Raw genomic sequence first — 13,038 nt, 5'->3', positions numbered from 1 at the left:
GCTATATTGTTGTTGTGTTGACATTGTGTTATCCTTGTGTCATCCTTATATTGGGCATATATCCTATCCCATCCTTTGTAAAGATTATCACTTTCTGCACATTTTTTCTCCTTTTCCTGCAAATCCTAAATGGTAGTAATACATCAACTTTGGAGCATAGACAAAACATGATACTGCAGGCATACTAGTTCTTCACCACAATAACTCATTCACTTTAAATTCTTAAATCATGATACATTCAAAAAAGGCCGTAATGCCTAACGTTGAGACATCAAACTTAAAACAGATTAACGAAAGTATTTAAATCAATAATTTCTTTAATCTACTATCTTTTTATCACGCTTTTTCAGGAAATAGGAAAAGCTCACCATGAAAAATCGTTGTAGCACCCTCGTTTGCACATCTTCTATATAGCTTACTCCTATATTCCGGCTAATACTCACGTTCCGGTTCAGCAGATCGAAACCTTGCAACTTGACAAGGCCCTGCCGGTGTCGGAATATCGTTTTGGAGACAGAAGCATTCAGCATCAAGACATCAAGATTATAGCCCGCTGCACGGCCAGTATTAAGCATATAATTAAGATTACCACCAATAATAAAGCCCAGTGGCAGATTTACATTACAATCCAAAGAGAAATTATAATTGAAATAGTTGGTGTTGTTATCTTTTTGTACAGAATATTGTACCCTGTTATAATTAGCACTGGCGGCAGTTGAAAAATCAAATAACTCCTTATACACATAATTAAAGCTGAGACCCTGTGAAATAGACATATTACTGGTATTACCTAATATGCCATTGATATAACTTACATCATGAATAAGATTAAACGCAGTGTTGGCATTAATAGCCGTCTGCTGTTTCTTAAGGGGAAAACTATTTACCATAATGAAGCTAATGTTATAAGCCCCATTCATGTTCAGTGGTTGGCTCACCTGCCGCCCCAGGGAATCGAACCAATTGGCGTTAATGATCCTATTATGTGTAAATCCTACGTTCATATTAGCAGAAAAACTGCGTAAGCTATGTGCATTAAATGCATTATATCCCAACGCAAAATTATCAGTAAGCGCAGGTTTTAGATTGGGATTACCTAGTTGTACATATAGTGGATTACTATTATCCGGCACAGGCTGTAACTGATTAGCACTGGGGGTTTCTATGCCAGCAGAATAAAAAAATCTCAGGCGCTTACTATTTGTAAAGGCATAATTAAAAGAAGCTGTAGGATAAAAATTTGTAGTGCCTTGCTGCAGGTAGCTATGCTGACTGATATTAGTATTATCCATATCGTTTACCAACATATTTAATCCAAAAGTATAATCGTATTTCTGCTTTTGTGTGCGAATGTTTATCCCCGCAAAATGTGATGCAGTAATGTTCTCAAAAGAATTACTCAGGCTATCGTTCAAGTGATCATATACTCCTTTGGAAGGGGTGTAGTCGTAGGCAAGCTTATTTGATGAGGTATTAAAGCGGGTGTGGACATAAAGAATGTCCAGAAAACGATCTTTAAAAATCGGTTCAGTATAGGCAAGGAATAATTGAAGTACTCCATTCCTCCCATTAAAGACATTATGCTGATTTATACTATCTCTATAAATTTCTGCATTAGGTTGAACAAATAAGTTATTGGATATATTATAATTCTTCCTATCATTATTGCCATATCCGTATATCAAAGCAATATTTAACATACGTCCTGTCTTTTTGAATTTCTTCTCAAAAGACATATTACCGGAGAAGTCGAAAACTGATCCCATATTTACATTATGAATAGTTCCCTCGTTTAGCAATTGTAATTTACTTCCTAATGATTTGTACATATTATATTGCAAACTGCTGCTGTTGACATAATTGAATCTATTAATAACAGACAAGGTGTGTAATGAGTCAATCTTGTAATCTATATGTAGATCCATTCTATAACTAGTATTATTATCCTGCGTTTGAGATTGCTGATTATAATAATTAGTAGAATCCTTCAACATATTCTGACGAGCACTATTACGCTGGTTCTCTATATGATTATTGTCTATAAAATAGCTACCACTTATGATCAACTTCTTACCAATATCTTCACTATAATTAACACCACCGTTCCAGTTACGAGTAACCCCAATGCCATCGCTTACATCCTTACCTCCCTGGTAACCATTTGTATTATTTCCACTACCCAGGAAAGATAGCTGTTGATGATCACGAAAGCGGTTCAAACTACCATTTCCGGCAAAGCGTCCATCTGTTCCATAGCCGGCGGTCACTTGGCCGGAAAATGTATTCTTTTTTTCTTTTTTGATAGTGATATTAATGGCTTTCTCTGTTCTACTATCATTGTTACCACTATACCCCTCCTTCTCTGGTTTTCTATCTATCAGTTGCACCTTATCTATCATCTCCGCCAACAAATTCCTAGTGGCTAATTTGGGATCATTCCCGAAAAAGGGCCGTCCATCTACCAGCACCATTTTTACTACTTCACCATTTACCCTGATAGTACCGTCCCTATCTACCTGTACTCCTGGTAGTTTTTTCAGCAAATCTTCTATGACAGCGTTTTCCCTGGTTTTATAATAGCCGGCACTAAATTCAACAGTATCCTTCTTCAACGCCATTGGAGGCTTTGTTTCCACTATTTCTACCTGGGCCAGGGTTAGTCCTGTTCTTTGCATAACAATAGTGCCCAGATCAGTTATCCTCTCCTCTATCCGGATCTGTGCAGGGCTTAATAAAGGCTGATATCCCAAATAAGTAACATACAGTTTGTAATTCCCGACCGGAAGACTGTCGAATGCAAAAATTCCATTCTTATCAGTGAAGGTCAATGCAGCACTAGACGAGTCTTTAGCATGCAATAGTGCAACAGAAGCACCTGATAGCGGTCCATGGGTTTCTTTATCAAGTATACGTCCCTTGATCAGGCTTTTGGGGTTAGCCTGGGAGGATGCGTGCAGGGTGCACAAGACAGCAACAAACAAGAGCAGGAAATTCTTCATATTGAGGGATTACCGGGTCTGTAAATTCTGCATTTTAGTTGCAACAGGATAGCAGTAATTTTTCTATCTAATAAAATTGATAAGGCGTTCTTCCTTCAGGGATGATTCCAAAGATTCCCGATAATTGATAAAAAGCACTGAGCTCAGAATACAGTGGCAGGTTTTAACTTTAGATTTGATTGCATTATAGCAATCAGGCACAACTACAAAGTAATTTTGAACACTATGGATATTTGCTGCTCCAATCGCTGAGTATTAACCCAATAGCAATCCCCTCACGTTATCAACAATCCCGCACATGAAAAAGGCAAAGTTCTTGTTAACGGCAATTGCTGTATTGACTATATTTAGTGGCGTTTTAGCATATAGAGCAAGTCAGCCGGTTATATTCTATAGGAATGGGGCTGACGGTAAATGTACAGTTAGCATTCTTACTTTTTACAGCACGACTACCTGTTCTGATCCAAATGCTATTCGGGTAGGTCTCTGGACAAGGTCCACAACAACATCTTGCCCCACAATATGTGTGAAAAGAACGTTATGAGCAGCAGATTGAACATAAAATGATCCATTATGATAAAATTTTTGTTCTTTCTTTTCCACTGGCAGTCAGGATAAATGGCGCACAAATGAAGAATGACAGAAAAAAATCTCTGCTGAATGCGCGTTGCAGTGAATGGGTTTAATTTTGAATTATAACAAACGGAAAATAATAATAACAGTAACTAATAACCTAATTTCCAATTAACCATAAAGACAGGCTTTAGTTTAAGTTCACTGGAATTCTCACTATGCCACCACCAGGAGTCATCACAAGTTGGCAAACTTATAAAAGTAAACCCTCAAATTCCATTAATTCTTAAAACGAGCATTTCATATTTACATGATTAGCAGTCATCCATTTTCTTTAATTGTATTTCGAAAACCTTAACGAATTTTCATTTCAGAAACATTCACATTCATCCATGTACAGGATACTAAGCCAGTAATAATGGTCTTTAGCACCTGGTACTATCCAATGCTCACTTCCTCTTTCAGAGAAAGCTATTCCTTATGGGATGGTAAGTAGTGAGTATGCACAGCAACGGTAGTTACTTAGGAAATCAATAAATGTTATGCCATGAACAAATCCGACATTCCTGTAAATCCAATTCCTGACAGTGTAATAAACGATAATGCAGCCAATGGGGTACATTCCAAACAACCCGCCAAACAAAAGGCGATTATAATTGGAGCAGGACCTGCCGGTCTTACTGCTGCGTATGAACTATTGAAACGAACGGATATTACACCAATTATTCTCGAAAAATCAGGAGATATAGGTGGCATTTCAAAAACAGTGAACTATAAAGGGAATCGTATAGATATTGGCGGGCATCGCTTCTTTTCCAAATCAGACAGGGTAATGAATTGGTGGATGAATATAATGCCCATTCAATCTACCGGGGATGATAGCTTTACCATTGCATATCAAAATAAGTCGCGCGAAATCAAACCCAATGCTTTCCATACTTCATCTAATGGTGCTTCAGCGGAAGATGACAAGGTGATGTTGGTGCGTCAGCGCTTATCGCGTATCTATTTCCTACGGAAATTTTTCACCTATCCCATTCAGTTATCACTGGATACGTTGACCAAGCTGGGAATAGGCAGAACGATCAACATCATGTTCTCTTATCTGAAAGCACAACTATTTCCGCGCAAACCGGAAAAGAACCTGGAAGATTTCATGATCAACCATTTTGGGCATACTTTATATGCGTTGTTCTTTAAAGATTATACAGAGAAAGTATGGGGTATTCCCTGTAATGCTATCTCTGCAGAGTGGGGGGCACAGCGTATCAAAGGAGTTTCTATCAGTAAAGCTATTCAACATGCCATACAGACTACTGTAAACCGCAAAAAGAAAAGCAATGATATAGGCCAAAAAGGCACAGAAACCAGCTTAATTGAACAGTTTCTTTATCCAAAATTTGGCCCCGGACAATTATGGGAAGAAGTAGCCCGCCAAGTAGAAGAAATGGGAGGTAAGATATTAATGCATCATGATGTGAAACGCATCTATACCTCAGACGAAAATAATGAAGTGGCCGCGATAGCTGCCATCAATAATATAACAGGTGAAACCAGTTTACTGGAAGGTGATTATTTCTTTTCCACGATGCCGGTGCAGGAACTGATTGAAGATATGGACGGCACTATACCCGATGAAGTAAAGGAAATTGCGCGCGGACTGCAGTATCGGGATTTCATAACAGTGGGTATTCTGCTGAAACGCATGTCTTTCCAGGATAAAACCACAGGAGAATGGAAACCATTGGAATTAAAAGATACCTGGATCTATATACAGGAAAAGGATGTGAAGGTGGGACGTTTACAGTTATTTAATAACTGGAGCCCATTTATGGTGAAAGACCCGGAGACTGTTTGGGTAGGTATGGAGTTCTTCTGTAATAAGCAGGATGAGTTCTGGAATATGACAGATGAAGATATTAAACAACTGGCTATAAGTGAACTGGAAAAAATAGGGTTGGCTTCCGTAGCCAATGTGTTGGACGCAACTGTGTTGCGTATGGAGAAAACATATCCGGCGTATTTTGGCACTTATGATCGGTTTGATGTAATACGTCAGTTTACGGATAGATTTAAAAATCTTTTCCTGGTTGGTCGTAATGGCATGCATAAATACAATAACTCAGATCATTCTATGCTGACGGCAATGGTGTCAGTAGATAATATAAGTGCAGGTATAACGGAGAAGACAAATATATGGTCGATTAATACGGAGCAGCAATATCATGAGGAAAAGGGAACAGAAAAATCAATAGCCGGTAATCCAGCTAGTGAGGCTAGTGCAATGCAAAATGAATCACCCAAACAGCAACCTGTCAGGAATCTTGATTTCAAAGATTTCATATTTAAAAACCCAACCAATAAATGGTTTGTATGGATTGGCATCGTAGGCCTTCTGGTACAGTTTATTGTTTTTAAATTCTTATACCCTTACGCTAGTTTTATCAATGGGGATTCCTATGTTTACCTGGAAACAGCATATCATAATTTTGATATAAACACCTACCCTGTTGGTTATTCTAAGTTTCTACGCTTATTCAGTGTAATTACAAAATCCGATACCGCACTGATTGCTTTTCAGTATCTGCTTCTGCAGACAAGCGTATTAGCGTTTGTATTTACAATATTTTACTTCTATAAGCCAGCAAAGCTGACTAAAATATTGTTATTTGTGTTTATGCTGTTTAATCCAGTGTTTTTATATCTCGCCAACTACATATCCAGCGATGCTTTTTTTCTTTCGCTTAGTTTGATATGGTTTACACAATTGCTCTGGATTATATATCGACCCACTAACCTCTTAATTTTGCTGAATGCTCTGGTATTATTTGCAGCTTTCACAGTACGGTATAATGCCTTGTACTACCCTCTTATAGCTGGTATATCTTTACTGTTATCCAGACAAAGAATATTAATCAAAATGGCTGGAATCGGAATAAGCATTGTATTAATCGTATTATTTGTCCAGTATACCAGCAATAAGTATTATGAACTTAGTGGCAAACGACAGTTTACTCCTTTTACAGGCTGGCAGATGGCCAATAATGCTATGTATGCTTACCGTTATGTAGACAGCCAACACGTTAAAAAAGCACCACCCAAACTACAGCAGTTAGACAAAATGGTACGCACTTATTTTGATACTACCCGTGATGTTCAAAAACATCCTGAAGAAACGTTAGTTGCAAGCACAGTATATATGTGGGATCCCAGATCCCCACTGCAAGTATATATGAATGAGCAGTTTAAAAAAGATACTTCTGCGGGGCCGATAAAAAGATGGGCCACTGTGGCTCCATTGATGGCAGAATATGGATCCTATCTAATCCGCGAGTATCCGGTTGAGTTTACCAAACACTATTTATTACCCAATGCATTAAAGTATTATGCTCCTCCCGTAGAATTTCTGGAACAATACAGTACAGGAGTAGATACTGTTCAGCAAATAGCGCAGGTTTGGTTTAACTATAAAACTAATAAAATAAAAAGTCATTTTAAAGATTTTAGAGTTCGTGTACTGGACTTTTATCCCATATTGGTTGGTATAATGAATGTGGTATTCCTATTTAGTGCTTTTAGTTTTATTCTATTACAAGGTTATAAACAATATTCCAGGCTTAAGCTGGCACTATTACTGGTTGCAAGTTTGTGGTTAGTTAATTTTGGATTCAGTGTATTTGCTTCTCCTATTGCACTTAGATTTCAACTATTCCCAATACTCGTTTCTCTTTCATTTACCTTTTTGTTGGTTGAATACCTTATTAAAGCTGCAAATGGTTTCGAGATTGATACTAATAAACTGAAAGCCGAAAGCTTGGTAACAGAGGCTAAAGGTGTAACGGCTTGAAACCTGGTATTTAAAAAGAAACATGTGGAATCTAACAACAAATAGTATCCATTATGAAACAGAAAAAAAATTTACACCTAGTTGCCTGGTCAATTGCTGGATTGCTTTTATACATGGGGCTAAGTAAGTTAATGGACTATACAATTTTAAAAAAACAAATTGCTGCTTCTGCTTTTAGAAGGCCAGAAAAAACGAAGATGAAAGGGAAATTGTTACCATCGTTCGATATGTTACTTCCTGATAGTAGTACTTACTTTAATACAAATGAGATCCCTGTTGGGAAACCGGTTGTATTTTTTTACTTCAGTCCTGAGTGTCCGTATTGCCAAGCTCAGATGAAAGAAATCATCAAGGAAATCAATCAACTGAAAGATATACAATTCTATGTTTTGACACCATTCCCTTTCTCAGAAATGAAAATATTTTACGAACAGTACCAGTTAAAAAAATACCTGAATATAACCACAGGTATTGATTATAAGAATTTCTTTGGAGACTATTTTAAAACCCAAAGTGTACCATATATAGCTATATATGGAAAAGATAGGTTGTTCAACGAAGCGTTTCTAGGAAATATAGATAGCAAACAAATCAAAGTAATTGCTGAAGAATAAACTTGTTGCGCAGCATAGGCTGATTTTGACTTGCAAGCAGAATTAGCCAGGAAATATGGAGAAGCCGAAAACCATTATAAAAGAGTAGGCAAAATTATAAAAACAAAGTTTAGCTTTTTGATTCTAAAAAGCATCTATCATTATGAAAAAAGCAAAAATCGCGTTAACAGCTATGGCTGTTTTAGCAGTTGTTGGTGGAGCATTGGCTTACAGAGCAGCAAATCCAATTAAATACTTTAAGGAAGGTATCCAAAATCAGTGTACAGTTCTGACCTTTCAGGCAGTTGTTCCTTCTACAACTGGTTTTCAAACAAGGCTTAGTACAGCATCAACTACTTTGCGTTGCCCATTAATAACAGTAACAACTGTACAATAATTACCATAAACGACTTTAAGTCAGAGCGAGCAACATCGATTTCGTACTGTTTATCTGGCACTCCAAAAATGTCGTTTAGAAGGGCTAACCTAATCATAGGTTGGCCCTTTGCCTCTGTCTTTCTTTGGCATCTTTTTTATACAACCCATTTTGTATTATTATCATTATTGGGGTGATTGAACTGCTATGCAAGGGTTTAGCAAACAACTTGTATAGGGAATAAAATCTTCTATTAGCCAAATTTTAAAATAACACAATAAAGCTGGATAATTTTCAGATATAATGATTGCTATGATTCTTATATTCGAAAGGCATAAGCTGCAGCAGGAACCTTATTCTGTAATTTCAATAAATGCTCTTGCTGAACATTTAGTAAGGTGTCAATACTCATTTTTCACCGTTGATTAGTATATAAATTTCATTACCTTATTTTTTTATTCTAAAAACAAAAATCAATGAAAAAGGCAAAAATAATGCTGACAGCTATTATTATCCTAGCAGTTGTTGGTGGGACATTGGCTTTTAGAATAAAAGCACCAATACGTTACTATATGGAAGACTCAAGTCAACAATGTACTGTCCCAACTTACCTTCAACTCACTACCAGAGCATGTTCGTATCCAAATGTATTTCTTACACGACTCAACACAGCTCCAAGTCAAACACGTTGCTCCCAAGTATGCGTACAAACAATTCAGTAATTATCATGAAAGAGGTTGACACTAAGACTACAAACTTTTTCTACAATACCCAATATTGCACACCTGCTTTTTATACAAACAGCATTGCCCTATTCAGAATATGAAAAGTACTCACTTCTTCGGAACAATTTATAGATGACTAATCATTAACGACTCTACAGTGAAGATATAATAAGACAAGTAAATTTCATCACTTTAAGTTTAGCTTTTAAACATAAAAAGCATCTTATTATGAAAAAAGCAAAAATCATATTGACAGTTACCATTTTACTGGCAACTATTGGTGGAGCAATCGCTTTTAAAACCAGACAGATGTTTCCATATTATAAGAATGATAACAGCTTTCGTTGCACCGTTCCCATAAAGACACTCCTTACCACTACTATTGCCAGTGATCCTAGTGCTTTTACTACAAGGCTCAGCATATTCTCTACTTCAGGTTCTTGTTCTGTTTTAACCGTAAAAACATCCTTTTAGTTGCCATAAATGGCTTATAGCTGCAAAGTAATATGCCTTCTGATGTTTTAGAAGAAATTATACCCAAAGAGGTAATCCAATGGAATACCTCTTGGGTAAATTTAATTCTAGAAATTTCATTTACCGGATTTCACTTTTCCCGGTTTTACGTTCTTCACAGGATTTAACTTTTGGTAGCTTCTTAAACAAACCAGGACCAGGTGTCCTGATACTATCATCAACTTCCAATCCATTATCAATCCCTTTCATTTTAGCTGGTATGCCCTTAGTCATCCATTTAGGTGCCGGTTTATCTTTTAAATAATGATCAAAAAACTGGGTCATACGAATACTAAAATCATCTCCGTCTTTACCGAGAATTCCATGATTACCATTATATACCAGCATCCAGGATATCTTACCCAAATGACGCAGCGCTGTAAAAAACTCCACGGCATTGGTAAAAGGACATACCTTATCGTTCTTAGTATGCATCATTAAAAAAGGAGTTGTCACATTATCAGCCCATAAAACCGCAGAGTTTTTTATGTACGAATCAGGCTTTGCCCAAAGGGATGCCCCCATGCGATACTGACCGGATTCATATAACCCTTGAAAACTGCTACTGAAATCACTTAAACTTCCATAGCCACTGATCCAATCAGAGATACCTGATGCTGAACATGCTGCTGCAAACAAATTTGTATGCGTAACCAGATAATTTGTTTGAATTCCACCCCAACTACAACCCTGTATGCCCATTCTGCTTGAATCAACATAAGGTAATTTGGAAATGTATTCAGCAGCAGATACGACTGAATTGTAAGTGCCTTGCATAGGATCACCTATGGTATAACGGATATCTGGGCAAAATACCAGGTAACCATTACTAACATATGAAGGGATGTTAATTGTGCAATAATTTGTTAAGGCTTCTGGCTTTAGATAAACATTTAGCTCGTCAGATTTTAGTTCATAGTAATGAAAAATTACCGGGTATTTTTTTTGGGGATCAAAGTTTTCGGGCTTATAAAGAATCCCCTGTAAAGTACTGTTATCCAATGACTTCCATGTGCACAATTCTGTTGAGTACCAATTATACTCTTTTTCGGGATGTAAGTCACTTAACTGGTCAAAGGATTTAAAATCTGTTGTGCTAAAATAATTTGGCGATTCATTGGCACTCATTCGCCTTACAATGTACTTTTGTGCATTTATTGCCTTAATTGGAGAAAAATTCGCCCCATTAGGGAAAAAGGGATTACCTATTATATTATAAACGAAGGGGCCCATAGCTAATGAATCCGGATTTCCTCTTTTACCCAATGCTTTACCATAAAACCCATTTTCTTTAGTATTCTGGTTAAAAGCGGTAAAGATAAGTTGCTCATTCATTGCAAGTAAATTATGAGAATCATTATTTAATGCCAAAGAAAATACAATATTATGCTTTCGCCCATAACCATTGGTAAGATTAAGAGGAGGAGTTAAACCTGTTGGATCCAATTTCCATACATCATTATGATCATAAATAATTACTCCCTTATCATTCTTCATCCAACCTTCAATGCTCTTACCATATTCTTTTTCCCAATTAACTGCAATACCATGCGTAAGATTATGTATGATACCTGAGCCTGTTTCATAAGTGAAGTAACTCTTTTGCTTATTGTCATAGTAAATCATGAACTTCCCTTCTGGCGACATTTCTACTACTGCACTATCATCCAACCAATTTATTATCTTTCTTTCTCCATTTTTGGTAGATATAAGATATCTTGTGAGCTTACAAGCAGGGTTCCATTTCTCCTCTCCGCTCCTACCATCACTTTCCTGATGAAAGATCATTGTCAGAGTGTCTGATACATTATCATAATCGGATAACAAAATTCTTTCATTCTCGTTTTCCAGCCGAATGATATGATGATCATGAATTTGGATAACGCCGGTATAACTATTAGGGCCCAATTCATTCAGTTGCTGTGATTGCAGTTTGGTATCAATATAACTCCAAACATCTACTTGCGCATCATTAGTTTCTAGTTTTGGACGCTCCTTTTCTTCTAATGTAAAAAACAGGCGCTCACCATCTTTACTAAAGTGTTGGATACTACCTAATGCTAGTCCTTTATCTATACCTTGCGCCTGGTTAGTTGCTAAACTAACTGCCTGAGCAGTTCCAACTTTATAGTACCAAAATGATTTTTCTATCTGACCATCTATTTTATTTTCTACCGCAAAAGCTGTTTGAGTACCCTTCGCATCCAAGACAACGTTACACGCCCCAGTTCCCTGCCAGAACCTAAAGATACTTCCATTATCAAGGTTTACCCAGCTCAATGACTGATTAATGGAACTATCATTTTTTGATGAAGTTTGTAACACTAATACCTTTCCAATAGTGCTAAACAAATAATCATTGACAGCTAAATAACGTCTTTCTTGGGCAGTTTTAAGATTCCAAACCACCAACTCATTCACTGGCGTACTTAATTGACAAGCCAGCCAACTTCCCCCATCCTTACTATAAAGTTTGAAAGAAGCTACATGAGGGATATATTTCATGGAAGAGCCGCCTAAGGCAATGATGCAAACGCTATCAGTCGAATTAGATAAAATAGCAAGATGGCTATCCTCTGTAAATATAACATCCCTTCCCCCTTGAATTTCTATTTCCCATCTTCCTTTTGTAGCTTGTAATACCAATGTATGGCCACCGACGGGTTGATTCTCAATAGTATAGGCAACATAGTTTCCATCATTGCTGATTGATGCTGTTCCTTCAACTGATGGCCATTTGTCATTTACATTGAAATTAAGTGGTGGTTTATCAATATTCGGGGATAATTTGTTACCTACCTTGGATAAATTCTGTGAAAGGCAGAGAGAGACGAAAAATGTAAAGAAAAGAAGCACGAATAATTTTTTCATTCTTTAATGAAATTTTATATAATAGATTTGATTATTCCTATTAAATACCTGCAGGAATATTACATTTATTCTCCTATTCTTGGATAAGGAAATTAATAAATCATGCTGCAATCTCAAAGAAATTACAGAAAATTGTATTTATAATAATTCCTATTAGGAAGAAAAAAGAACTGTAAAATACAATACGATTAAAATAGTATTTCCTATGACGGCATCCAAGCAATTGATCGGAATACAACATCTGAATTTACATCCATCTTTATAGTGATCAATTATTCTTTAGGAAACTATAAGTACATATGACCTATTCTCTTTTCAACGCTGAATTCTTATAGATGAATTGCTCCAGCTAAAGATATATTTCTGAAGAAATATATCTTGAAAGCCTAACAATAATTAAAAAATGTATATAACATGAAGTGTCTTTAACACTTAATTATTCTTTATCTTTTTATACTCACTTATAGCATTATTATATAAAGATTAAACGCATTTTCAACACACTCATTTCTCACCATAATAACATAACATTATTCAGATG

At 36.4% G+C, this 13,038-nt stretch carries 6 protein-coding genes; 4 read left to right on the top strand and 2 right to left on the bottom strand.

The genetic code is table 11. From position 1 onward, the window contains the following. Positions 1 to 317 precede the first annotated feature (317 nt). Entirely contained in the window at positions 318 to 2,999 is a 2,682-nt protein-coding gene (locus CLV51_RS14600) for a TonB-dependent receptor (RefSeq protein ID WP_106528747.1), read from the bottom strand. A 1,120-nt stretch (positions 3,000 to 4,119) separates the two neighbouring features. Here CLV51_RS14600 and CLV51_RS14595 point away from each other — a divergent pair. The 4 genes from CLV51_RS14595 to CLV51_RS14580 all read left to right on the top strand — a co-directional run bounded on the left by CLV51_RS14595 (position 4,120) and on the right by CLV51_RS14580 (position 9,587). Further along, positions 4,120 to 7,419 (top strand): NAD(P)/FAD-dependent oxidoreductase, encoded by a 3,300-nt coding sequence (locus CLV51_RS14595; protein ID WP_106528746.1) that lies wholly within the window; start codon positions 4,120 to 4,122, stop codon positions 7,417 to 7,419. A 53-nt stretch (positions 7,420 to 7,472) separates the two neighbouring features. After that, the gene (locus CLV51_RS14590; RefSeq protein WP_106528745.1) at positions 7,473 to 8,033 is read left to right on the top strand and encodes a TlpA family protein disulfide reductase; all 561 of its coding nucleotides are present in this window, start codon (positions 7,473 to 7,475) and stop codon (positions 8,031 to 8,033) included. A 142-nt stretch (positions 8,034 to 8,175) separates the two neighbouring features. After that, the gene (locus CLV51_RS14585) at positions 8,176 to 8,409 is read left to right on the top strand and encodes a hypothetical protein (RefSeq protein WP_106528744.1); all 234 of its coding nucleotides are present in this window, start codon (positions 8,176 to 8,178) and stop codon (positions 8,407 to 8,409) included. 932 nt (positions 8,410 to 9,341) lie between these two features. Further along, on the top strand, positions 9,342 to 9,587 hold the full coding sequence (locus CLV51_RS14580) for a hypothetical protein (protein WP_106528743.1): 246 nt from the start codon (positions 9,342 to 9,344) through the stop codon (positions 9,585 to 9,587). A gap of 120 nt (positions 9,588 to 9,707) precedes the next feature. On the opposite strand, the gene CLV51_RS14575 is transcribed toward CLV51_RS14580, so the two are convergent. Further along, positions 9,708 to 12,497 carry an alpha/beta hydrolase family protein gene (locus CLV51_RS14575; protein WP_106528742.1) on the bottom strand — a complete coding sequence of 930 codons (2,790 nt, stop codon included), beginning with the start codon at positions 12,495 to 12,497 and terminating at the stop codon, positions 9,708 to 9,710. Between the last annotated feature and the right edge of the window lie 541 nt (positions 12,498 to 13,038).

The organism is Chitinophaga niastensis (genome assembly GCF_003014755.1).
GTDB lineage: Bacteria > Bacteroidota > Bacteroidia > Chitinophagales > Chitinophagaceae > Chitinophaga > Chitinophaga niastensis.
Note: the sequence above shows the minus strand (reverse complement) of the source record. Positions and strands in the feature narration are given on the sequence as shown.

Coding starts and splice junctions, on each gene's coding strand:
- CLV51_RS14600 (WP_106528747.1), bottom strand. CDS start 2,999: ATGAAGAATTTCCTGCTCTTGTTTGTTGCTGTCTTGTGCACCCTGCAC.
- CLV51_RS14595 (WP_106528746.1), top strand. CDS start 4,120: ATGAACAAATCCGACATTCCTGTAAATCCAATTCCTGACAGTGTAATA.
- CLV51_RS14590 (WP_106528745.1), top strand. CDS start 7,473: ATGAAACAGAAAAAAAATTTACACCTAGTTGCCTGGTCAATTGCTGGA.
- CLV51_RS14585 (WP_106528744.1), top strand. CDS start 8,176: ATGAAAAAAGCAAAAATCGCGTTAACAGCTATGGCTGTTTTAGCAGTT.
- CLV51_RS14580 (WP_106528743.1), top strand. CDS start 9,342: ATGAAAAAAGCAAAAATCATATTGACAGTTACCATTTTACTGGCAACT.
- CLV51_RS14575 (WP_106528742.1), bottom strand. CDS start 12,497: ATGAAAAAATTATTCGTGCTTCTTTTCTTTACATTTTTCGTCTCTCTC.